The organism is Leucobacter sp. PH1c, from assembly GCF_000633415.1.
Taxonomy (GTDB): Bacteria; Actinomycetota; Actinomycetes; order Actinomycetales; family Microbacteriaceae; genus Leucobacter.
On sequence record NZ_AYMV01000007.1, the window covers coordinates 155851 to 177933 of the forward strand.

A 22083-nucleotide genomic window follows, 5' to 3' on the forward strand; every position below is an offset into this window, starting at 1 on the left:
GCTGCCCCGCGCGGTTTCGGGTCCGGCGCGGTTTCGGGCGCCGCGCGCCCTCAGGCTCCGCGCGGCGCCTCGAGGTGGAGCCGCGCTGCGTCGATCCCGCTCGGCAGCTCGGTGTGCGTGATGAGCAGCACCGCCCGATCCTCGGGAACTGCGCCGACGAGGTCGGTGAGGAGCCGATCTGCGAGCTCGCGGTCCACCCCCGCGGTCGGCTCGTCGAGCACGACCACCGGGAAGTCCGCGAGCAGCGCCCGCGCGAGCGCGATCCGCTGGGCCTGGCCGCCCGAGACGAGGGCACCGTGCTCACCGACGCGGGCGTCGAGCCCGCCACGTTCCTCAGCCCAGTTCCCGAGCCCCACGCGCTCGAGCGCGGCCATGAGCTCGGCGTCGGTGGCCGTCTCTCGCGCGAACTTCAGGTTCTGGCGCAGATCGGCGTCGAACAGGTGCGGCTGCTGCTCGCAGAGCCCCACCGTTTCGCGCACGCGAGCGATCGGGAGTGCGCTCGCCTCGACGCCGCGCAGACGATAGGAGCCGCCGTAGTCCAGGAAGCGCACGAGCGCGAGGGCGAGGGTGCTCTTGCCCGCGCCGCTCTCGCCGGTGACGACGAGCGTCTCCCCCGCCCCGAGCACGAAGTCGAGGCCGGTGACGGCGTCGTGCGCCGCGCCCGGGTGGCGCACCGAGAGCCCGCGGGCCTCGATGAGAGGCGCGCCGGGGACCTCCCGCACCGCGTCCGGAGCCTGCGCGGATCCGTCGCGCTGCGACACGCTCGGCTCGACCGGAATCTCCCGCGGCAGCGGGGTCTCGGTGAGGGCCGCCACGCGGTCGGCGCTCGCCTGCACGGCCCTGCGGGCTGCGAAGGCCGCTGGCACCTGAGCGAACACCTCGAAGACGGCCGCGGGAACCACGACCGCGGCGGCGAAGAGGGGCGCGGAGAGCCCTGCGCCGATCACCGGCGCGAGCGCGAGGAGCGTCGCGACCGAGGCGAGGCCCGCTGCGGCGGCGAGGATCGCCCCGCTCGTCCCGGCCGAGCGGGCGCGCACGAGCTGCACGTGCGCGAGGCGCGCCTCGGCGGCGGCGATCCGCGCCCGCTGCTCGGGGACCGCACCGAAGGCGACGAGCACCTCCGCGGCGGCGAAGCGCTCGAGCAGCGCATCGACGAGGCCGGCACGTGCTGCGCTGAGCTCCCGGTCGGACGCGCCAGCGGAGCGCGCGGCGAGCCACACCGCGAGCGCGCCTGAGGCGACGAGCACAGCAGCCAGGATCACCGCCGCGATCGGGGAGATGAGAGCGATCGCGAGCACGCTGAGCAGCACCACGGAAAGGCTCACCGTGAGCGGCTGGCGCACGCGCAGCGGCTCGTCCTGGAGCTGGTCCACGTCATCAACGAAGGCGGCGAGCACTTCGCCGCGCCGGTGATTCTCGATGGCCCCGGGCACGCGGGGCACGAGCGCTTGGAAGGTGTCGGCGCGCAGCGTCGCAAGCTGCGCGAGCGCCGCGTCGTGGCTGAACATGCGCTCGGTGTAGCGGAACGCCGCGCGGCCGATCGCGAGCGCGCGCACCCCCACGATCGCGAAGGTCAGGTGCAGGATCGGCGGCTGCTCCCCCGCGCGCACGATCAGCCACATGCTGAGGCCGAGGAGCGCGACGACGCTGGCGTCCGCGAGCACGCCGAAGCTCAGGCCGGGCAGGCGACGACGCAGCGAGGGCAGTGCGCGCGCGAGCACGCTCCGGCGTGCGATCCGGGGCTCGGGCTGGGCGGTCATCGGACGAGCTCCTTCGGCTCGGGGCGGGCGGCTTCGATCCAGGTGACGCGATCGGCGGCGTCCAGCACGGCGGGTCGGTGGCTCACGACGAGCACCGCGCGCCCCGCGGCGGCTTCCGCGCGGAGGGTAGCGCAGATCGCGGCCTCCGTGCCGCGATCGAGCGCCGAGGTGGGTTCGTCGAGGAGCAGGGCCGTTTCGGGGCCGAGGGTCCATGCGCGGTAGAGCGCACGTGCGATGGCGATCCGCTGCGCCTGCCCGCCGGAAACGCCGGCGCCCGCGGCGCCAAGCGCTCTGGCGGGGTCGAGATCCGGCAGCGCGGCGGCCGCGAGGGCGCGCGACACCCGCGCGGCGTCGATGCCGTCGCCGACGCCGAGTGCGACGTTCTCCGCGACCGTGCCCTGCAGGAGCCCGGGCCGCTGTCCGGCCCAGGCGAGGTGCTCGGGGCGAACGAGGCGCCCGGCCGCGGGCGCGACGAATCCGAGCAGCGCTGCCAGCAGGGTCGACTTCCCCGCGCCCGACGGACCGGCGAGCGCCACGAACTCCCCGGGCGCGACGCGCAGGTCGACGGGCCCCACGGCCACGCGGTCGCCGCGCGCCACGGAGACCGCCCGCGCGTCAACCCCGCTGTCGGCGGCCACCGCGACGGTCCCGGCAGCGGCAGTGCCTGCCGCGTCCGTTCCTGCCGCGCCGGGGGTCGCGCCCGGCGCTCCCCCGGCTTCGGCGCCGCCCTCGATGAGCGCGAACACGTCCGCGGACGCGGCGAGGCCCTCCGTGGACGCGTGGAACGCCGCACCCACCTGACGGATGGGGATGAAGACCTCGGGAAGCAGGAGCAGCACGAAGAGGCCGAGCCCGAGCGGGAACTCGCCGCTCACGAGCCGGGTGCCGACCGTGACCGCGACGAGCGCGATCGAGAAGGTCCCCGCGAGATCGAGCACGAAGCCCGAGAGGAAGGTGACCCGCAGCACACGCATGGTGCGGGAGCGGTACTCCTCGGTTGCGGCCGCGATCCGTACCGATTGGCGGTCCTCGCGGCGGAAGATCTTCAGCGTGGCCAGACCGGAGACCGCGTCGAGGAAGGCCGCCGACAGGCGCTGCAGCTGCGCCCACTGGCGATCCTGCACCGTCTGCGTCGCCATCCCGATGAGGATCATGAAGACCGGGATGATGGGGAAGACGATCAGCACCGTGATGCCGCTCACGGGGTCGGCGAGCAGCACCGCGAGCACGAGGATCGGGGTCGCGACGGCGGTGAGGATGAGCTGCGGAACGTAGCCGGAGAAGTACCCGTCGAGCGCGTCGAGGCCGCGGCCGAGCACCGTCGCGAGCTCCGCATCTGAGGCGCCGTCGCCCCGTTCGGGCGAGCGCGCGTCGATCGCATCGAGCGCGGCGGCCCGGAGCTGCGTCTTGACCCGCACGGCGCCGCGCGCGGCCACCGTGTCCATGCCCCAGGCGGCGAGCGAGCGGACGCACAGCGCGACGAGCGCCCCGAGCACGAGGAGCGGGATCGCCGCGGCGTCGGGCGCGCCCTCGCCGATCCGGCCGGCGCCGCCGCCCTCCCCCGCGAGCGCGGGGAGTGCCACCACCGTGATCGACTGCGCGAGGAACCAGCTCCACGCGAGAATCGCGAGCGTGCGGATCAGGCCGAGGAGCCCGCCGAGCAGCAGGACGCTGCGGGCGGCGCGGGCATAGCGGAGCAGCCGGGGATCGAAAGGTTTCACGAGCATCCTGTTGCGGTCGGAGGGGCGAGCACGGGCCGGCGATGCGCCTGCCGCGAGTCTACGGGAGGGGCGTGCATCACATCTGATGAAACCCCGAGCGGGTGCACGAAGCCCCGAGCGGTGGGACCGCCCGGGGCTTCGGTGTGGGGGCGTGGGCCGCACCCGGGAGGTGCGGCCCACGGCGCCCTAGTGCGCGCCGGCCGGGATCGCGTCCCGCGACAGGCGCTTGCGGAACACCCAGTACGTCCACGCCTGGTAGGCGAGCACGAGCGGCAGGGTGAACACCGCGACCCAGGTCATGAGCTCCAGCGTCTTCTGCGAGCTCGCTGCGCCCTCGATCGACATGGAGTAGGCCGGATCGATGCTCGAGTGCATCAGGTTCGGGAACAGCGCCATGAAGATCGCGAGGAGCGCGAAGACGATCGCCGCCGCGTTGCCCGTGAAGGCCCAGCCCTCGCGGCCGCGGAGGTTCGCCACCCAGGCGCCGATGAGCGCGAGGGCCGCGAGCACCGAGCAGCTCACGATGATCCACAGGGTGTCGCTCTCGAGGTGCTGCACGATCGTCCAGACGAGGAACGCCGCGCCGGCGACGATCGCCGCGATGCCGACCTTCGTCGCCAGTGCGCGAGCGCGCTCCCGCATGTCGCCCACCGTCTTCAGCGCGACGAACACGAGGCCGTGCGAGAAGGTGATGAGCAGCATCGTGAGGCCGCCGAGGAGGCCGTACGGGTTCAGGAGCGTGAGGAGCGTGCCCTCGTAGATCCAGCCGCCGCCCTCGAGGGGGACGATGGGGAGGCCCTGGGCGAGGTTCGCGAAGGCGACGCCCCAGAGGAGCGGCGGAAGCACGGAGCCCCAGAAGATGAACTGGTCGAACCAGCGGGTCCAGCTCTCGCCCTTCCCCTGATGGCGGTACTCGAAGGAGACGCCGCGGAGGATGAGCGCCACGAGGATGAGCAGGAGCGCGAGGTAGAAGCCGGAGAACATCGTCGCGTACCACTCGGGGAACGCGGCGAACAGCGAGGCGCCGGCCACGATGAGCCAGGTCTCGTTGAGATCCCAGACCGGCCCGATCGTGTTGATCAGGAGGCGGCGATCGGTGTTGTCCTTCCCGAGGAACGGCAGGGACATCCCCACGCCGAAGTCGAAGCCGTCGAGCACGAAGTACCCGATGAGCATGACCCCGACGATCAAGAACCAGAGTGTGGTGAGTTCCATATTCCCGTTCCTCCTAGTAGACCGTGGCCAGGGCCTGGTGGTCGGGCTCGCCGTCGACATCGTTCGCGATCTCGGGCGGGCCCTCCTTCGCGGCCTTCGTGATGAGCTTGAACTCGACGACCGCGAGGGCGCCGTAGACCACCGTGAACACGATCAGGGAGACGAGGACGGCCCAGCCGGGCACGCCCGGCGACACGCCTTGTTCGGTGGTCATCACCCCGAACACGATCCAGGGCTGGCGGCCCATCTCGGTGAAGATCCAGCCGACGAGCGATGCGAGCATCGGGATCGGGGCCGTCCAGATAGCGACCTTCCAGGTCCAGGCGGGGAGCTCGGTGTTCTTGCGCGTGAGCCACAGGCCAACGGCCGAGACGAGCGCGGCGAGTGCGCCGAGGCCGATCATCCAGCGGAACGCCCAGTAGGTGACCCAGATGATGGGTGCGAACTGGCCGTCGCTCGGGCAGGTCATCAGCGAGTCGGCGCCGCAGTACATGGCCTCGTAGTCGCTCTGCAGGTTGCGGATGCCTTCGACGGAGCCGTCGAACGTGCCCGTCGAGAGGAACGAGAGCAGGTACGGGATGCGGATCGAGAAGATCTCATGAGCGCCGTCGGGCGTGCCGAGGCTGAAGATCGAGAAGGACGCGTCGGCGCCCGAGGCGTTCTCGTAGAGTGCCTCCGCTGCCGCCATCTTCATGGGCTGCGTCTCGGTCATCACCATGCCGAGCGAGTGGCCGGTCAGGCCGACGCCGAGGAAGGCGATGATGTTCGTCCACGCGCCGAAGCGGAGCGCCGTGCGCATCTCGTCGACGTACTGGTTGCGCTTCAGATGCCAGGCCGCGACGGCGACCATGACCGTTCCGGCGAACATGAGCGCCGCGAAGATGGTGTGCGGGAACTGGGTCACCGCAACGGGGTTGAGCAGGACGTCGCCGATGCTCTCGAGCTCGGCGCGGCCCTTCTCCTCGTTCAGGGTGTAGCCGACCGGGTTCTGCATGAACGCGTTCGCCGCGAGGATGAAGTACGCCGAGAGGACGGTGCCGATCCACACGAACCAGATGGTCATGAGGTGGATCTTCTTGGGGAGCTTGTCCCACCCGAAGATCCAGAGGCCAATGAACGTCGCCTCAAAGAAGAAGGCGATGAGGCCCTCCATCGCGAGCGGGGCGCCGAAGATGTCGCCGACGAAGCGGGAGTAGTTCGACCAGTTCATGCCGAACTGGAACTCCTGCACGATGCCGGTGACGACACCCATGGCGAAGTTGATCAGGAAGATCTTCCCGAAGAGGCGCGTGAGCTTCAGGTACTTGACCTTGCCCGTGCGCACCCAGACAGTCTGGAGGATCGCGACGAGCAGGCTCAGACCGATGGTCAGCGGCACGAAGATGAAGTGGTACAGCGTTGTCAGGCCAAACTGCCACCGAGCCAGCGTCAACGCGTCGAGGAATTCGTTCATGTATCGCTCCTGAACGAAGGAGTGGTCCCCACACATTGGAGCCACACTCCCGTAGTGAGATCCGCCACGAGATGTAATTCTCGCCGGAGCTCCCGATCGGCGATCGGGTGAGCTCAGAATATCAATATCTGTGAATCCCCTGCGAATCAATTTTGACGTCAACAGACTTTTACTTCGACCCCGAAATAAATATGCTTCGGGCCCGAAGTATCTCCGCGGGACCCGCGAAAAACTGATACCAGAGCCGCGCCCCCGTGGGAATGGGCCCACAGTACCGTCAGAGAATCCACGGCTCGGCCCCGCCCCGCCTCATTACACTCGGTCGCATGACGGAGCTCCTCGACACGATCATCGCCGCCCTGCGCGACCTCGATCCGGCGATCCGCACCCTCATCGCCGGGATCGGGATCCTGCTCGAGACCTCGGTCTTCGTCGGCCTGATCGTGCCCGGCGACACGATCGCGCTCGTCGCAGCGCTCGGTGTCAGCAATCCCTCAGAATACGCCTGGCTCGTCGCCGCGCTCGTTCTCGGCGCGCTTGCCGGCGAGAGTATCGGCTTCGCGCTCGGCCGCTGGGTAGGGCCCCGCCTCCGCACGAGCCGGCTGGGGCAGCGCCTCGGCGAGAACAAGTGGCGGCTCGCCGACCACTATCTCGGTGAGCGCGGCGGCGTCGCCGTCTTCCTCTCCCGGTTCCTCCCGGTGCTGCACTCCCTCATCCCCCTCACCGCGGGGATGACCGGGATGCGCTACCGCACGTTCATCGCGTGGACGGCGCCCGCGAGCCTGCTCTGGTCGCTCATCGTCGTGTCCCTCGGCTCGGGCGCGGCGGCGGGCTACGAGCAGCTCGCCGGCCGGGTGAAAGGCGCCGGCTACATCTTCGTGGGCGCGGCCGTCCTCGTCATCATCGCGCTATGGGCAATCAAGCGCGCGTTCTTCTCCCGCGAACGCAAGCACCTCGAGCTCGACGACGAGGCCGCGTAGCGCGCGTGCCGGGGGCCCGACGCTCTAGACTGTCTCAGGTGACTGACCCCGACCAGCCCGACTCCCGCCCCCGCTTCGCGGCGCGACTCGAGGACTGGATCCACGTGCGCCGGGCCCGTCGCGCAGTCTCGCGCGGCAAGGCCCCCTCGGTGATCCCCTACATCGGCTACGGCAGCACCGAGTGGGTGCGCGTGCTGGGCCGCGTGCTGTACTTGAAGCCGGATACGCGCGAGCACACCCGGTTCCGCCCCGACGTCGCGCAGGTCTCGCGCGTACGCGGCTGGCGCACCTTCACGAGCCTCTCGGCGCCGCACGAGCGGGTGCGCGTGCACATCGACGGGCAGTTCGTCGCGGAGGTCACGGCCGACCGCGGCGGCGTGATCGACTCGATCGTCCCCGTGCGTCTCACGCCCGGCTGGCACACGATCTCGATCCAGGCGGGCGACAGCGAGGCCGCGGACGCGCCCGTCAACATCGTCGACCCCGCCGCGAAGTTCGGCATCCTCTCCGACGTCGACGACACGATCCTCATCACCGCGCTCCCCAAGCCGTTCGTCGCCGCGTGGAACAGCTTCGTGCTCGACGAGCACGCGCGCTCGGCGACCCCCGGCATGGCCGTGATGCTCGACCACCTCGTCGCAGCCCACCCCGGCTCCCCCGTCGTCTACCTCTCGACGGGCGCATGGAACGCCGCGCCGGCGCTCAGCCGCTTCCTCGCCCGGAACCTCTACCCCATGGGCCCGCTGCTCCTCACCGACTGGGGCCCCACCCACGACCGCTGGTTCCGCAGCGGTCGTGAGCACAAGCAACGCGAGCTCAAGCGGCTCGCCGCCGAGTTCCCCGAGGTGCGCTGGGTGCTCATCGGCGACGACGGGCAGCACGACGAAGCGCTCTACCACGAGTTCGCCACCGCGCATCCGCAGAACGTGGCCGCCGTCGCGATCCGGCAGCTCTCCATCGGCGAGGCGGTGCTCGCGGGCGGCCGCTCGAAGGCGCGTCTCAACCGCACCACGAGCGGCGTGCCCTGGGTCTACGGCCCCGACGGAGCCACCCTCCGTGAGGAGCTGCGCAAGCTGGGCGTGCTGTGAGCGGGCCGGCGACGCACCCGTTCCGCCGCTTCGAGCGGGGCCTCACCGGCCGATTCACGGTCGCGGTGCGACCCTCCTGGTTCCAGCTCGCGAAGGGCGCGGCAGCCGCGATCCTCACCTGGTTCCTCTGCCTGCTCGTGTTCCCCGGGCAGCTGCCTATCTTCGGTGCGATCGCCGCGCTGATCGTCATGCAGGACAACGTCGACCAGTCGCTCACGCGCGGCATCGAGCGCGTCGTCGGGGTGCTCGTCGGCATCTCCGTCGCGCTCGGCGCCGGTGCGCTCTTCGGCCCGCAGTCCTGGCTCTTCGTCGCCGCCATCGTCGTTGCCATGGCCGTCGGCTGGCTGCTGCGGATGACCCCGTCCTCCACGAACCAGATCGCCATCACGGCGCTGCTCATGATCGCGCTCGGCGGGCTCGAGCTCGACTACGGCGCGGAGCGGCTCATCGAGACCGCGATCGGCGCGACCATCGGCGTCGCGCTCAACGCGCTCGTCGTCGCGCCCGTGCAGAACTCCTCGGTGAACGAGGCGATCGTCGCCCTCACGGATCACTCCGCGCGCGTGCTCACCCGCATCGCCGACGCGCTCGACGCGCCGCGGGACGACGCCTGGCTCGCCGAGATGCTCGCCGAGGCGCGCACCCTCCAGGCGGAGCGCGGCCGCGTGCACGACCTCCTGCGCCAGGCGCGCGAGAGTCTGCGCTTCAATCCCCGCAGCCGCCGCTACCGGCAGGGACTCGCCGACGACGACGCGCTCTTCCAGCGCCTGCAGCGCATCGTCACGCAGATCATCGGGATGGCACGCGCCACCGCCGACCTCTACGATCCCGAGCTCGTCACCGATCGCTCCGTGATCGGCATGGTCGAGGAGATGCGGCGCGCGGCCCACGATCTCGAGCGACTTGGACACCTGACCTCCGACGTGGCGGACGCGGGCCCGGTGGAGCCGCCCGCGCTCACGCAGCCGTACACGATCCCGCAGCCGCACCCCGAGCACTGGGTGCTCATCGGCTCGCTCATGGAGGATCTGCGGCGCGTGCGCGGCCGGATCACGGGCGAGCTCGACTGACCTGTCCGCGCGCGAAGCGCGGGAGTACGGGAAGCACGGGAGTGCGGCGTCTCGGGAGTGCCGCGCATCCGGGCTGCAACGCGAACGGGCGGACACCACCTCGTCGGTGGTGCCCGCCCGGTGCGGTCGCCGCAGCGACCGTGTGCGTCGCGCTTAGGCCTGCAGTGCGGCCTGGACGTCGATGTTGATCGTCACGTCGGAGCCGAGCAGGAGGCCGCCCTTCTCAAGCGGTGCGTTCCAGCTGAGGCCGAAGTCCTCGCGCTTCACGACGGTGGTCGCGGTGAAGCCCGCCTTGTAGTTGCCGTAGCCGTCCTCGCCGAAGCCACCGAACTCGAAGTTGAAGGTGACGGGCTGGGTGACGCCGCGCATGGTGAGCTCGCCGTCGACCAGGAAGTCGCCGTTCACCTCACGGGCACCGGTCGACACGAAGGTGAGCTGCGGGAACTCGTCCGCGGCGAAGAAGTCGCCCGTGCGGAGGTGGCCGTCGCGGTTCTTCTCGTTCGTGTTGATCGACGCGACCTCGGCCGAAGCGGTGACGGTCGAGTCGAGCGGGTTCTCGGCGGTGACGAAGGTGGCGTCGAAGTTCTCGAACTTGCCCTTCACCTTGCTGATCGCGAGGTGGCGCACGGAGAAGCCGACCTCGGAGTGCGTGGGGTCGATCACCCACGTGCCTGCGCGGTAGCCGGGGATCTGCTCAGCGGTGATGGTCATGCGATGCCTTTCTTTGGGGGCGGGATATGGGGTGCAACAGATACATGCAGACGAATATTCCTGCCCTCTCGAAAAAAAGTTCTCCCCGGAGTGTCGCCGCGGGTTCGAGCTGCGCGCTGGGGCTCGGCTCCGCGGCGGAGCGGGGCTCGCGAACCCGGTGCCTCACCGATCCCGCAGGCGCCTCCGATCCCGCAGGCGCCTCCAATCCGGCAGGAGAAATCTGGGATCTCGGAGATTCTGCCGGAGCAGCGTCCGAGATTCCAGATTTCTCCGAGGAAGGGGAGGCGGGGCACGGAGACTGGAGCGCGGAGGGCTCACGTCACGCGGGCCGACAACACCGCAACAGACCGCGCCGCGGGCCGACAACACCGCACCGCGTACCCTGGAGCCATGCCACAGCGACGCCCCTCTCCTCTGCACGGAGCCCGGCCCCGCCGCGATCAGCTCGCCCAGTTCGCCACGGACGACCCGCACGCGCTCGACGACGTGCTTCCGGAGGACCCCGCGGCGACCCGCCTGCGCCTCCTCATCGTCGGCGTGAATCCCGGCCTCTGGACGGCCGCCGTGAACGCGCCCTTCGCCTACCCGGGGAATCGCTTCTGGCCCTCCCTGCACCGCGCCGGGCTCACCGAGCGCAGCGTCGACGCCACGGCGGGCCTCGCGCAGGAGGACGAGCGCGCCCTGCTCGACCGCGGAATCGGGATCACGAACCTGATCGGCCGCGCCACGGTCGCCGAGCGAGACCTGGCGCGCGAGGAGTTTCCTGCGGCGGGTCGGAGGCTCGTCGAACGGCTGGGGCGGCTCCGGCCCGAGAGGGTCGCGATCGCGGGGATCGGCGCATTCCGGAAGGCGTTCGCGCTTCCCCGCGCCGCGCTCGGCCCGCAGGACACGAGCCTGATCCCCGACTGGCCGGCCGGGGTGCGCCTCTGGGTCGTGCCGCAGCCGAGCGGGCTCAACGCACACGAGACGATCGACTCGCTCGCCGAGAAGTGGCGGGCGGTGTGGGAGGACACCGCGCAGCCTTCGTCAGCGCGCGGCGACCGGCCCTAGCGGGGGCGGCGCTTCGCGCTCGCTCGCGCCTGCAGCACGGTCTCGCCGAGCTCGGCGCGCGGCTCGAACGCGCCGTAGCGGCGACGCGCCGCCTCCCCGATCAGGAAGTCGCTGAGGGCGGGGTTCTTCGGCAGCAGGGAGCCGTGGAGATAGCTGCCGATCACGTTGCCGGTGCGCGCGCCCTCCACCCCGTCGCTCGGGTTGTTGCCCGCGCCCTGGAGGACGGTGCCGAGCGGTGTGGATCCCGGGCCGAGGGTCGTGTTCCCGCTGTGGTTCTCGTACCCGATGATTTCGCCGAACTCGGCGGTGTCGAGGACGATGTTGCCGATCATCCGCTCGGTCCCCCCGCGGGTCTCCACGTCGAGCACGCCGATACCGGCGAGCTCCTCGCCCGTGTGCGTGATGAAGCGGTGACCGAACAGCTGGTAGAGCCCGCAGACCATGAGCATGGGCACGCCGTCCTCGGCGAGGGCGCGGATCGCGTCGCGACGCGCCACGAGGTCCGCGGCCACGCGTCCCTGCCCGGAGTCCTGTCCACCGCCGCCAACGACGAGGTCGACGGTCTCCGGGAATGGATCGCCGGGGTTCACCTCGACCACGCGCGGCGCGAAGCCGTGCGCGCGTGCACGGCGCTCCAGGGCGAGAACGTTGCCCCGGTCGCCGTAGATGTTCATGTCGCGCGGATAGAGCGAGACGATGACGAGTTCGCGCGGGGTCTCCCCCGTCGTGCCTGCTGCGCTCACCAGATGTCCTCCACATCAGTCAGCTCCGCGAGAGTGCGGCGGAGTTCGAGCATCGCCGTGTAGGTGCAGTAGATGCGGCGCGGCTGCCCCATCGTGCGCTCGCGGAACGCCGTGAGCGCGGCACCGAGATCCTCCTCGACGTGGCCCACGGGGACGTCGTCGTGCTCCAGTCGGAGCGCCATGTCCCAGGCGCGCGCGCCGCTCACCGTGTCGACGCCGCGCGCGGCGAGCGAGCTGAAGTCGACGTCCCAGAGCCAGGACATGTCCCGTCCGTCGGCGTACTGGTCGTTGATCGCGATCATGGCGCCGACGCCCTCGGCCGCGAACGATGCGAGGCCGAGCCGGAAGCCGGCGGGGTTCTTCACGAGGACGAGCTCGAGGGGCTGGCCATCGAGCTCGAGCTGCTCGCCGCGCCCGAATGCGGGGCGCACCTCGGCGAGCGCCGTGACAATGCGATCGGTGTCCGCGGGCGGCGCGATGCGCGCGGCACGCTCGGGCAGCGGACCGGCCTCGAGCACCTGCCGCACGACCGCGAGCGCGGCGGCGGCGTTGAAGGTGTTGTAGAGGCCCTCGAGCTTCAGCGCGGTGCGGTGCGGTGCGCCGTCGATCTGGAAGACCGCCTCGTGGTCGCCGAGCTCGATGAGGGTGACATCGGCGGATCCGGATCCCGCGTCCTCGCTCCGCGCCGCGGGCGCGCCCGCGTGGAAGTCGTCATCGCTCGGGAACGTGGCGAGCAGGTCGTCGGAGAGGCCGAACTCGCGCACGTCGACCGCGGAGCTGCGCGCGCGGGTGCGCACGCCGATCTCGCGGATGAGCCGGTCCTCGCGGTTGACGACGAGGCCCTCCGTCGTGGCGTCGGCGATGCGCTGGAGCAGGCGCGCCGTCGTGTCGATCTCGCCGAAGCGATCGAGCTGGTCGCGGAGCACGTTCAGCAGCAGCGTGAAGCGCGGCGGCACACGATCGATGAAGTACATGGCGTGCGCCTCATCGAGCTCGAGCACCGCGATGTCGGCGTCGAGCCGGCCCGCGAGGGATCCCTCCGCGACGGCCGCGGCCACGACGCCGCGCGAGAAGTTCGATCCCGTGCGGTTCGTGAAGACGCGAAGCCCCTGGGCCTCGAGCATCTCCACGATCATCTTCGTCGTGGTCGTCTTGCCGTTGGTGCCGCTCACTGCGACGACGCCGTACGGGAGTCGCCCGAGCACCCGGCCGAGGAAGCCGGGGTCGAGCTTCTCGACGACGAGCCCGGGGAGGGCGGAGCCGCCGCCCCGCAGGCGCGCAGCCTGCCGGACGCTCTTCCCGACGAGGGCGGAGATCACATCACGCATGGATGCCAGCCTAGTGGAGCTGGGCTAGTCGTCGGCTGCGTGCCGGCCGCGCGGCTCGCCGCGCTGCTCGCGCGAGAGAAGCTCCGGGCGGACCCGGCGAGTGCGCTCGATGCTCTGCTCGCCGCGCCACGTGGCGATGGCCGCGTGGTTTCCGCTGAGCAGCACGGGCGGCACCGCACGGCCGCGCCACTCGGCGGGCTTCGTGTAGCTCGGGTACTCGAGCAGACCGTCCTCGTGGGACTCCTCGACGAGGCTCTCGGGGTTGCCGACCACTCCGGGCACGAGCCGCGCGATGGCCTCGATCATGGCGATCGTCGCCACCTCTCCGCCGTTCAGGATGTAATCGCCGATGCTCACGAGCCGCACGCGGCCGCGCTCGGCGTACTCGTCGAAGACTCGCTGGTCGATGCCCTCGTAGCGGCCGCAGCCGAAGACGAGGTGCTCCTCGTCGGCGAGCTCGCGCGCCATCTTCTGCGAGAAGACCTCGCCGGCGGGCGACGGGAAGATGATGAGCGGCTCGTCGGCGGCGCCCGGATCGGTGAGGATCGTGTCGAGCGCTTCGCCCCAGGGCTCGGGCTTCATGACCATCCCGGCGCCGCCGCCACTCGGCGTGTCGTCGACGGTGCGGTGCTTGTCGTGCGCGTGCTCGCGCAGATCGTGCACGCGCACGTCGACGAGCCCGCGCTGCTTCGCCTTGCCGAGCAGCGAGAGCTCGAGCGCGTCGAAGTAGCCGGGGAAGATCGAGACGACGTCGATCCTCATGCGTCGCGTCCCGCGGTGGGGTCGGCGTCCCGCGCAGCGGGCTGGCCCGCGTCCGGGCCGCCGGCGATCTCGGCGTCGCGCTCCTCGAAGAGCCCGGCGGGCGGGGTGACGCGCACGACGCCCGCCTCGATGTCGACGCTCGGCACGATCGCCTCGACGAACGGGACGAGCACGGAGCCGGTCTCGGTCGTCACGACCAGCAGATCCTGCGCGGGGAAGTGCTGCACCTCGGCCACCACGCCGAGCTTGCGCTCGCCCTCGACCACGTCGAGGCCGACGAGCTGGTGGTGGTACCAGGCGTTCTCTTCCTCCCCCTCGGCGACCGCCGCCTCGTCGATCCAGAGGATCGCGCGGACGATGCTCTCCGCCGCGGTGCGGTCGGGGAGCTCGGCGAAGAAGCCGACGGGAGCATCGTTGAACCACCGCAGTTCGCGCAGCGTGATCGTGCGGCCGAACCACGGGGAGTCCTCGGGGACCTGGAGGTAGAACTCCGCACCCGGCACGAAGCGGAGCTCCGGGTTGTCGGTGAAGAGCTCGAGCTTAATGCCGCCCTTCAGTCCGTGCGGCTTCGTCAGGCGGCCCACACGCAAACTCCCCGCCCCGCTAGCGGGACGGGGAGCCTGCGCGCGCCCGGAGGCGCCGGCCATCAGGCGTCGCTTCCGGTCGACGCGGCCTCGGCGGGGGCGTCGTCGGTGTCGACGACGTCCACGCGCACGCGCTCCCCCGCGGCCAGCGAGGTCACGACGGTGCGCAGCGAGGAGGCGGTGCGGCCGCCGCGGCCGATCACGCGACCGAGGTCGCTCGGGTGCACGCGCACCTCAAGGACCTCGCCGCGGGATCCGCCGCGCGAATCGACCCGCACCCGATCCGGGTGGTCGACGATCCCGCGGACGAGGTGTCCGAGGGCGTCAGCGAGCGCCTGTTCAGCCAAGAGTGCTTAGGCCTCGGTGCTCTCGGCGGCCTCTGCGGCCTCCTCGGCGGGCGCCTCAGCAGCGTCCTCGGCGGGCGCCTCGGCAGGCTTCTCAGCCTTGGGGCGGAGCACGGTCTTCTTCGAAGCGTCGGCCTCGAAGACGGCCTTGGCCTCGGGGGCCTTGACCTGCGACTCGGTCGAGCCCTCGCCCGAGAACTTGCCCCAGTCGCCCGTGAGCTTCAGGATGGCCGCGACCTGCTCGGTCGGCTGCGCGCCGACGCTCAGCCAGTACTGCGCGCGATCCGAGTCGACCTCGATGAAGGAGGGGTTCTCGGTCGGGTGGTACTTGCCGATCTCCTCGATCACGCGACCGTCGCGCTTGGTGCGCGAGTCGGCGACGACGATGCGGTAGTAGGGCGCGCGGATCTTGCCGAGACGCTTGAGGCGAATCTTGACTGCCATGTGATGACTCCTTGATAGTGAACCGACGACACGACGCGGATCCGATCCGCGGCGCGAAAGCCTGGGCACGCGATTGCGTGAACTTGACTATTTTGCCACAGCAGGCCCCCTGAACGCAATTTTTGTCAGGATCAGGGGTTTTGTGCGACTACTTCGCCGAATCGGCCATCCACTGCTCGATCCCCGCCGCGTCAATGGGGAGCGCATCGCTCAGCACCTCGTGCCCGGACTCGGTCACGATGAGGTCGTCCTCGAGGCGCACACCGATCCCCCGCAGCTCCGGGGGAACCGTCTCATCCCAGGCGTGGAAGTAGAGCCCCGGCTCCACCGTGAGTGCCATTCCCGTCTGCACCGTGCCGCCCAGGTAGGCGTCGTAGCTTGACCCGTCGCAGTCGTGCACGTCGAGCCCCAGGTGATGCCCCACCCCGCAGACGATGTAGCGGCGGTGCTGCTGGCCGTGCTCGGAGAGCGCCTCATCCACCGAGACGGGCAGGAGCCCCCAGTCGGCGAGCCCGTGCGCGAGCACCTCCATGCTCGCGGCGTGGAAATCGGCCCAGGGGCGACCGGGGGCAACCGCTGCGAGGCCCGCGCGGTGCGAGCGCTCGACGAGGTCGTGCACCTCGCGCTGCACGGCGGAGAAGGTGCCGTTCGCCGGGAAGGTGCGGGTCACGTCCGCGGTGTAGCCCGATCGCCCCTCGACGCCCATGTCGAGGAGCAGCAGCTCCTCGGGCGAGATCTCGCCGTCCGCGCGCACCCAGTGGAGCACGGGCGCGTGCGCGCCCGAGCCCACGATCGTCGCGTAGCCCGGGGCCTGCCCCACGGTGCGCGCGTGGCGGTCGAAGGTGCCCTGCAGCCACCGCTCTCCGCCCCGCTCGATCGCGCGCGGGATCTCGCGCCGCACCTCGGCGAAGCCGTCGATCGTGTCCGTGATCGCGCGGCGCAGCTCGCCGATCTCCCACGCGTCCTTGAACATCCGCAGCTCCGAGAGCACCCGGATCAGCTCCGCAGAGCGCGGGGTCCCGTCGAGCGTGGCGCCGGCCCCCGCCGCGACGACCGCCGCGCCGCCCACGAGCGCGCCCGCGGGGAGCCGCAGCTCGCCGATGGGGCGCACTGTCAGTCCGAGCGCCTCCTGCAGCTCCGCGACGCCGGGCTGCGGCCCGACCCAGAGCTCGCCGTGCGCCGCGGAGGCGTGGAAAGCGGCCTCGCCGGGACGCGCCGGCGGCGTGATGTACAGCACCGCATCGTGACCGCCCGCGCTCGGCGTGAGCACGAGCACCCCGTCCTCCACACCGGCGCCGACGAGCCAGAGGAAATCGCTGTCCGCCCGGAAGTCGAAGAAGTTGTCGTTGACCCGCAGCTGCGCGCGTCCCGCCGTGATGACGAGCGCCTGGCCCGGGAGGGCCGCGGAGAGCCGGGCCCGGTGCGCGGCGGCAGCGGCGGGAGCGCCGGCCTCGACGCGGGGCGTGCGATCCGCTTCGCCCCAGCCGGTCCCGATCCACTCGGTGAAGCCCGGGGTGGTCGAGAGCAGCGGCATCCGGGGATCGCGCCGGATCGCGCGCGAGTTCGGCATGCCCGATTCCCAGTCGAGCGTGCGCACGGCGGCGCCGAGGCCCGAGAGGCTCGTCGCCGGGGCGGCGTGGGAATCGTGGGAGGCGTGCGAGGCGTGGGTCATGGTGGATTCTCCTCCGGGGATCAGTTGCGGGTTGCTGGGGTGCCGCCGAGGCGGTGCTCGAGCGCGGTGAAGAGCCGCTCGGCGACGCCGTCGTGGTGGATGCCGTCGTGCTCGAACTCGTTCGTCACCCAGGCGTGCAGCCCGGAGACGCGCGCGGCGGTGTCGAGCGAGAGGCCGGCGTCGACGTACATGTCGTCGAAGTAGACGGCGGCCTCGACGGGCACGGGGTTCTCCGCGAGCCGCGCGGGATCGTACATCTCGATCGGCCACGCCTGCTCGGCGAGCAGTTCGACGCCGGCGCGGAAGCCGCGGAGTGCGCGGATCTCCTCGAACATCCAGGGGAAGACCATCTCCCCGGTGAGGAGCAACGGCCGCGCGTCGGGAGCGAAGTCGGGTTGCGCGTCGCGCTCCCGCTGCGCCGCCCAAGACGTGGGGCCGGGCCCGTAGATGCTCTCCTGCAGGGCGATGAAGAGCGGATTCGTCGCGAAGCCCGTCGACTCCCCGACCGTCGCGAGGAAGGTGTCGCTCAGTCGCGTCTCGTCCGCGTCGGCGAAGGCCTCATCGAGGAGCCAGTGCACACGGTCGAAGCCCGGGCCCATGCCGAAGTCGAGGCCGAGCGTCTGCAGGCGGCGGACCGTGAGGCGGTCGCCGTCGGGCAGGCGCACGTCCTCGGCATCGAGGATGTCGGCGATCCGCGCCAGGCGCTCGCGGAGGTGGGGGGCCCGCTCCTGGAAGCGCCGGTTCTTCTCGCGCACGCGCGGGAAGGTGCGGCGGTAGACCTCGGCGGGATCCGGCTCGAGCGAGGCGAGCCCGCCCGCGACGGCGGAGCCGACGATCGCTTCGGGAGCCGTCGAGAGGTAGTGGAGGGTCAGGAACCCGCCGTAGCTCTGCCCGATCGTCCACCACTGGCGCCCCGCGTAGTGCGTGGCGCGCACGGCCTCGAGGTCGCGCACGATCGCGTCCGCGCGGTGCAGGGAGAGCCGCCGCGCGGCCTCGGGCGCGGGCAGCTCGGCGAAGTCGGATCCCGAGAGCGGCGTGGAGCGACCCGTGCCGCGCTGATCGGGAATCACGAGCCGGAAGCGGCGGAGCGCCGCGCCGACCCACGCGCTCCGGCCGAGCGGACGGGTGCCCTTGCCGCCCGGGCCGCCCTGCAGATGCACGAGGAGCGGCAGCTCCTCGTTCTTGCGCTCGGCCGCGACGAGCTCACGGGCGTAGACCCGGATCGTCTCCCCCTCGGGGTCGTTCCAGTCGAGCGGCACCGTCGTCCACACGTCGCGTGCGACGATGTCGGTTCCGATCGGGTATTCAGCGCTGCGTTCCATCGGTGTTCCCTTCTGCGCGTTCATGCTCGGCTCTGCGCGTTCATGCTCGGCTTCGCGCGTTCGAGGTACGGACCCGGGAGTCGAGCAGCGCGTACAGCGTATCGACGACCAGGTTCGAGAGCACCACGAAGACACCGCCGAGGAGCACGATCGCGATCACCACGGGCCGATCCTGCATCGCGACGCTCGTGACGGCGAGGGCGCCGACGCCCTGGAGCCCGAACACCTGCTCGATGACGATCACGCCGCCGAGCAGCATGCCGATGTCGATCCCGAGCTGGGTGACGAGCGGCGGCATCGCGCTCCGGAACGCGTGCACGTAGGTGACGCGGCGCTCGGTGAGGCCCTTCGCGCGGGCCGTGCGCACGTAGTCCTGCCCGAGGACCTCGAGCATCTGGCCGCGCGTGAGCCGGGCGTACACCGCACTCGTGACGAGTGCCAGGGTGAGCCAGGGCAGCGCGAGGTGCCAGGCCCACTGCAGCGGATCCTGTGCGAAGGGCACGTAGCCGGAGGGCGGGAACAGGGTGAACCCGAAGCGTGTCGGAAGGAAGTAGAGCGTGTAGAGCGCCAGCATGCCGAGCACGAACGTGGGGAAGCTGATGCCCACGATCGCGAAGCCCTGGCCGAGCCGATCGCGCACGCTGCCCGGGCGCTTCGCCGAGGCGATGCCGATCGGGATGCCGATCGCGAGCCAGACGAGCACCGCGCCGAACACGAGCGACATCGTGATCGGGATTCGCGCGAGCACGATGTCGGCCACCGGGAGGTTCGTCCGGTACGAGTAGCCGAGGTCGCCCTGCAGTAGGTTCCCGATGAAGCCGAGGTACTGCTCGAGCATCGGCTTGTCGAGACCGAGATTCACCCGGATCTGGGCCATGAGCTCCTCGGTCGCCTTGTCGCCGGCGATGATCCGCGCGGGATCCGACGGCGTGACGTAGAACAGCACGAACACGAAGACGCTGAGCAGGAAGAGGACGAGCACACCGAATCCGATGCGCGAGGCGAGGAAGCGGATCACGACTTCCCTCCCTTCGTGGAGGACGGGTCGAGCGCGTCGCGCAGGCCGTCGCCGAGCAGGTTGAAGGCGAGCGTGAGCGCGAGCAGGGCGAGACCGGGCACGAGCACCATCCACGGCGCCACCATGTACATGGAGCCGTTTGCGGCGTCGGCGAGCATGTTGCCCCAGCTCGGGGTGGGCGGCACGATGCCGAGCCCGAGGAAGGAGAGCGTCGCCTCGAAGACGATCGCGGCCGGGATCATGAGCGTCGTGTAGACGATGATCGGCACGATGAGGTTCGGGAGCACGCCCGTGAACATGATGGAGAGCCGCGACTCGCCGAGCGAGCGGGCCGCCTCGATGAACTCGCGCTCGCGAATGGCGAGCACCTGCCCCCGGATCACGCGGGCGAGGCCGGTCCAGCTGAAGAACACGATCACGGCGATCGAGAGCTGCAGGCTCGGTCCGAGGACGGAGACGGTGGCGATCGCGACGAGCAGGAACGGCACGCTCATCACGAGGTCGATGACCCGGCTGAGGACGGTATCGACGATTCCCCCGAAGAACCCGGCGATCATGCCGATCAGGATCCCGATCGCGGAGGCGATCAGCGAGGCCACGACACCGACGAGGAGGGAGACGCGCGCACCGTAGGCGAGGCGGACGAGTACGTCGCGGCCGAGCTGATCCGTGCCGAGCAGGAACTCGGCGGACGGACCGACAGGGATCCCCGCCGCGGAGAGCCCGGTCTCGCGGAGCTGCTCGGTCGGGCCGTGGCCCGTCCACTCGGCGATGAGCGGGGCCCCGAGCGCGAAGGCGACGATGCCCACGATGACGAGCGCCGAGATGATGCTCGCGGGATCGCGCACCAGGCGGGCCAGCGTGAGCTGCCACGAGCTGCGCGCCTTCACCTCGGCGGCCCGTCGCGCGGCGGCGGCCGGCGTGATGAGCACCGTGGTTTCCTTCGAGAAGACGCGGTTCATGCGAGGTCCTCCATCGTGGCCGGCGCGCCGACGGCGAGCAGCTCGCGCTCCCGGGGTCGGCGCGGGATCTCGGGGGCCGCGGCTGCCAGCAGGCGCTGCGTGAACGGCTGCTGCGGATCGCTGGAGACGCGCTCCGCGTCGTCGAGCTCGATGATCCGGCCGCCCTCCATGACCGCGATGCGGTCACAGACGTGGCGCACGACGGCGAGGTCGTGCGAGATGAACAGGTAGGTGAGCCCGAGCTCGCGCTGGAGATCGTCGAGCAGGTTGAGCACCTGCGCCTGGATCGATACGTCGAGCGCCGAGACCGGCTCGTCGAGGATCACGAGCTCGGGCCGGAGCGCGATCGCGCGAGCGATGCCGATGCGCTGACGCTGGCCGCCCGAGAACTGCGAGGGGAAGCGGTTGAAGTGCTCCGGATTCAGCCCGACGAGCTCCATGAGCTCCTGGACCCGGGCCTGGCGCTCGCGCCCCGAGGCGACGCCGTGGATGCGGAACGGATCGCCGATGATGGCGCCCACGCGGCGCTTCGGGTTGAGCGAGCCGAAGGGGTCCTGGAACACGACCTGCACCTTGCGCCGCTGCGCACGCCACTCGTCGCCGCGCAACTCGGCGGTGTCGCGCCCGTCGAAGCGCACCGTCCCGCTCGTCTGCGGGATGAGGCCCGCGATCGTGCGGGCGAGGGTGGTCTTCCCGCAGCCGCTCTCCCCCACGAGGCCGAGCGTTTCGCCGCGTCGCACGGTGAGCGAGATCCCGTCGAGCACACGCTTCGGCTCGGCCCGTCGCTGGCGGAACTCGAGTTCGAGCTCGCGTACCTCGACGATCGCGTTCTCCTCGGAGATCTCGAGCGGGGGCAGCGCCGGCTCGGGCGGGGCGGGAGCACTCGGCGGCGTCTCGAGCCAGCAGAGCGCCTCGGTGCCGTCGGTGAAGCTCCGCACCGGCGGTCGCTGCCCGCAGATCTCCATCGCGTCGGGGCAGCGGCTCTGGAACACGCATCCGCTTGGCGGCGTGAGCAGGCTCGGCGTGCGTCCGGCAATCGGCACGAGCGGGGCGCCCGGAGCCGTGTTGAACGAGGAGGAGCGGAGGAGGCCCGCGGTGTAGGGATGCGCCGGGTTGCCGAGCACCTGCGCGCTCTCCCCCAGCTCGAGCCGGCGCCCGCCGTACATCACCATCACCCGGTCGGCCACGCGCGCGAGGACGCCGAGGTCGTGGCTGATCATGATGACCGTCGCACCGAGATCCGCGCGCATCTCGGCAAGCAGATCGAGGATCTGCGCCTGGACCGTCGAGTCGAGCGCCGTCGTCGGTTCGTCCGCGATGATGATCGCGGGACCGAGAGACAGCGCCATTGCGATCATGACGCGCTGCCGCATTCCGCCGGAGAACTGGTGCGGGTAGGCGTCGAAGCGCTCCGCCGCGTTCGGGATCCGGACCTTCTCGAGCAGCTCGATCGCGCGAGCCTTGGCCGCGGCGTGCGAGACGGGCTCGTGGGCGCGGATCTGCTCGACGATCTGCCAGCCGATCGTGTACTGCGGGTGCAGGCTCGACAGCGGGTCCTGGAAGATCATGCTGATCTCCTTGCCGCGGAGCCGGCGCAAGCCGTCAGCCCCGAGCGTGAGCAGGTTCTGCCCGCGGAACTCGACGCGCCCCGCGGTCTTCGCCTGCGGGATCAGTCCCATGACGGACTGCACGAGCACCGACTTTCCCGAGCCGGACTCGCCGACGATGCCGAAGAACTCGCCCTCGCGCACCGCGAAGGAGACGTCTTGCACGGCGTGCACGTCACCGTCTTCCGTGGGGATGTCGACCACGAGGTTCGACACTTCAAGAATCGTCATGCGATTCACCTTTCCGAG

At 70.9% G+C, this 22083-nt stretch carries 20 protein-coding genes; 4 read left to right on the top strand and 16 right to left on the bottom strand.

The window, feature by feature from the left end; genetic code table 11:
* Positions 1 to 50: 50 nt before the first annotated feature.
* The 4 genes from cydC to U874_RS0102485 form a co-directional block, all read right to left on the bottom strand.
* Complete coding sequence (gene cydC / locus U874_RS0102470; protein ID WP_029987471.1) at positions 51 to 1760, bottom strand: thiol reductant ABC exporter subunit CydC; 1710 nt, start codon at positions 1758 to 1760, stop codon at positions 51 to 53.
* The gene (gene cydD / locus U874_RS0102475) at positions 1757 to 3481 is read right to left on the bottom strand and encodes a thiol reductant ABC exporter subunit CydD (protein ID WP_025132968.1); all 1725 of its coding nucleotides are present in this window, start codon (positions 3479 to 3481) and stop codon (positions 1757 to 1759) included. Before cydD ends, cydC begins: the two co-directional genes overlap by 4 nt.
* A 186-nt stretch (positions 3482 to 3667) precedes the next feature.
* Positions 3668 to 4696, bottom strand: a complete 1029-nt coding sequence (gene cydB, locus U874_RS0102480) for a cytochrome d ubiquinol oxidase subunit II (protein WP_025132969.1) — start codon at positions 4694 to 4696, stop codon at positions 3668 to 3670.
* Between the two features lie 13 nt (positions 4697 to 4709).
* A complete protein-coding gene (locus U874_RS0102485; protein WP_025132970.1) occupies positions 4710 to 6149 on the bottom strand; it encodes a cytochrome ubiquinol oxidase subunit I in 1440 nt (479 codons plus the stop codon).
* Positions 6150 to 6475: 326 nt separating this feature from the next.
* Here U874_RS0102485 and U874_RS0102490 point away from each other — a divergent pair, with 326 nt between their 5' ends.
* From U874_RS0102490 to U874_RS0102500, 3 genes are read left to right on the top strand one after another with little or no spacing between them, the layout of a single operon-like run.
* Positions 6476 to 7129 carry a DedA family protein gene (locus tag U874_RS0102490; protein WP_029987474.1) on the top strand — a complete coding sequence of 218 codons (654 nt, stop codon included), beginning with the start codon at positions 6476 to 6478 and terminating at the stop codon, positions 7127 to 7129.
* A 38-nt stretch (positions 7130 to 7167) separates the two neighbouring features.
* Positions 7168 to 8217 carry an App1 family protein gene (locus U874_RS0102495; RefSeq protein WP_232755849.1) on the top strand — a complete coding sequence of 350 codons (1050 nt, stop codon included), beginning with the start codon at positions 7168 to 7170 and terminating at the stop codon, positions 8215 to 8217.
* Positions 8214 to 9287, top strand: a complete 1074-nt coding sequence (locus U874_RS0102500) for an aromatic acid exporter family protein (RefSeq protein ID WP_025132972.1) — start codon at positions 8214 to 8216, stop codon at positions 9285 to 9287. Before U874_RS0102495 ends, U874_RS0102500 begins: the two co-directional genes overlap by 4 nt.
* Before the next feature lie 153 nt (positions 9288 to 9440).
* Here U874_RS0102500 and U874_RS0102505 read toward each other — a convergent pair whose 3' ends face one another.
* Positions 9441 to 9998 (bottom strand): YceI family protein, encoded by a 558-nt coding sequence (locus U874_RS0102505; RefSeq protein ID WP_025132973.1) that lies wholly within the window; start codon positions 9996 to 9998, stop codon positions 9441 to 9443.
* 390 nt (positions 9999 to 10388) lie between these two features.
* On the opposite strand from U874_RS0102505, the gene U874_RS0102510 reads away from it, so the two are divergent.
* Positions 10389 to 11048, top strand: coding sequence for a mismatch-specific DNA-glycosylase (locus tag U874_RS0102510; protein WP_025132974.1), 660 nt, complete (start codon positions 10389 to 10391; stop codon positions 11046 to 11048).
* On the opposite strand, the gene U874_RS0102515 is transcribed toward U874_RS0102510, so the two are convergent.
* The 11 genes from U874_RS0102515 to U874_RS0102565 form a co-directional block, all read right to left on the bottom strand.
* Entirely contained in the window at positions 11045 to 11794 is a 750-nt protein-coding gene (locus U874_RS0102515; RefSeq protein ID WP_051582759.1) for a glutamine amidotransferase, read from the bottom strand. The genes U874_RS0102510 and U874_RS0102515 overlap by 4 nt on opposite strands.
* Complete coding sequence (locus U874_RS0102520) at positions 11788 to 13119, bottom strand: Mur ligase family protein (RefSeq protein ID WP_025132976.1); 1332 nt, start codon at positions 13117 to 13119, stop codon at positions 11788 to 11790. The genes U874_RS0102515 and U874_RS0102520 overlap by 7 nt, the downstream gene beginning before the upstream one ends.
* 24 nt (positions 13120 to 13143) lie before the next feature.
* Positions 13144 to 13881, bottom strand: a complete 738-nt coding sequence (trmD, locus tag U874_RS0102525) for a tRNA (guanosine(37)-N1)-methyltransferase TrmD (protein ID WP_025132977.1) — start codon at positions 13879 to 13881, stop codon at positions 13144 to 13146.
* Positions 13878 to 14528: a ribosome maturation factor RimM gene (gene rimM, locus U874_RS0102530; RefSeq protein WP_051582760.1), complete on the bottom strand. Its 651-nt coding sequence runs from the start codon at positions 14526 to 14528 to the stop codon at positions 13878 to 13880. The genes trmD and rimM overlap by 4 nt, the downstream gene beginning before the upstream one ends.
* Positions 14528 to 14812 (bottom strand): RNA-binding protein, encoded by a 285-nt coding sequence (locus U874_RS0102535; RefSeq protein WP_025132979.1) that lies wholly within the window; start codon positions 14810 to 14812, stop codon positions 14528 to 14530. Before U874_RS0102535 ends, rimM begins: the two co-directional genes overlap by 1 nt.
* 6 nt (positions 14813 to 14818) lie before the next feature.
* Positions 14819 to 15253 (bottom strand): 30S ribosomal protein S16, encoded by a 435-nt coding sequence (gene rpsP / locus U874_RS0102540; protein ID WP_025132980.1) that lies wholly within the window; start codon positions 15251 to 15253, stop codon positions 14819 to 14821.
* A 148-nt stretch (positions 15254 to 15401) separates the two neighbouring features.
* Entirely contained in the window at positions 15402 to 16925 is a 1524-nt protein-coding gene (locus U874_RS0102545) for an aminopeptidase P family protein (RefSeq protein WP_198525801.1), read from the bottom strand.
* A 20-nt stretch (positions 16926 to 16945) separates the two neighbouring features.
* The gene (locus tag U874_RS0102550) at positions 16946 to 18247 is read right to left on the bottom strand and encodes an alpha/beta fold hydrolase (RefSeq protein WP_025132982.1); all 1302 of its coding nucleotides are present in this window, start codon (positions 18245 to 18247) and stop codon (positions 16946 to 16948) included.
* Positions 18248 to 18287: 40 nt separating this feature from the next.
* Positions 18288 to 19265: an ABC transporter permease gene (locus U874_RS0102555; protein WP_025132983.1), complete on the bottom strand. Its 978-nt coding sequence runs from the start codon at positions 19263 to 19265 to the stop codon at positions 18288 to 18290.
* Positions 19262 to 20227: an ABC transporter permease gene (locus U874_RS0102560; protein WP_025132984.1), complete on the bottom strand. Its 966-nt coding sequence runs from the start codon at positions 20225 to 20227 to the stop codon at positions 19262 to 19264. Before U874_RS0102560 ends, U874_RS0102555 begins: the two co-directional genes overlap by 4 nt.
* Positions 20224 to 22065 (bottom strand): ABC transporter ATP-binding protein, encoded by a 1842-nt coding sequence (locus tag U874_RS0102565; protein WP_025132985.1) that lies wholly within the window; start codon positions 22063 to 22065, stop codon positions 20224 to 20226. The genes U874_RS0102560 and U874_RS0102565 overlap by 4 nt, the downstream gene beginning before the upstream one ends.
* Between the last annotated feature and the right edge of the window lie 18 nt (positions 22066 to 22083).

Coding starts and splice junctions, on each gene's coding strand:
- cydC (WP_029987471.1), bottom strand. CDS start 1,760: ATGACCGCCCAGCCCGAGCCCCGGATCGCACGCCGGAGCGTGCTCGCG.
- cydB (WP_025132969.1), bottom strand. CDS start 4,696: ATGGAACTCACCACACTCTGGTTCTTGATCGTCGGGGTCATGCTCATC.
- U874_RS0102485 (WP_025132970.1), bottom strand. CDS start 6,149: ATGAACGAATTCCTCGACGCGTTGACGCTGGCTCGGTGGCAGTTTGGC.
- U874_RS0102490 (WP_029987474.1), top strand. CDS start 6,476: ATGACGGAGCTCCTCGACACGATCATCGCCGCCCTGCGCGACCTCGAT.
- U874_RS0102505 (WP_025132973.1), bottom strand. CDS start 9,998: ATGACCATCACCGCTGAGCAGATCCCCGGCTACCGCGCAGGCACGTGG.
- U874_RS0102510 (WP_025132974.1), top strand. CDS start 10,389: ATGCCACAGCGACGCCCCTCTCCTCTGCACGGAGCCCGGCCCCGCCGC.
- U874_RS0102520 (WP_025132976.1), bottom strand. CDS start 13,119: ATGCGTGATGTGATCTCCGCCCTCGTCGGGAAGAGCGTCCGGCAGGCT.
- trmD (WP_025132977.1), bottom strand. CDS start 13,881: ATGAGGATCGACGTCGTCTCGATCTTCCCCGGCTACTTCGACGCGCTC.
- rimM (WP_051582760.1), bottom strand. CDS start 14,528: ATGGCCGGCGCCTCCGGGCGCGCGCAGGCTCCCCGTCCCGCTAGCGGG.
- rpsP (WP_025132980.1), bottom strand. CDS start 15,253: ATGGCAGTCAAGATTCGCCTCAAGCGTCTCGGCAAGATCCGCGCGCCC.
- U874_RS0102545 (WP_198525801.1), bottom strand. CDS start 16,925: ATGACCCACGCCTCGCACGCCTCCCACGATTCCCACGCCGCCCCGGCG.
- U874_RS0102550 (WP_025132982.1), bottom strand. CDS start 18,247: ATGGAACGCAGCGCTGAATACCCGATCGGAACCGACATCGTCGCACGC.
- U874_RS0102560 (WP_025132984.1), bottom strand. CDS start 20,227: ATGAACCGCGTCTTCTCGAAGGAAACCACGGTGCTCATCACGCCGGCC.
- U874_RS0102565 (WP_025132985.1), bottom strand. CDS start 22,065: ATGACGATTCTTGAAGTGTCGAACCTCGTGGTCGACATCCCCACGGAA.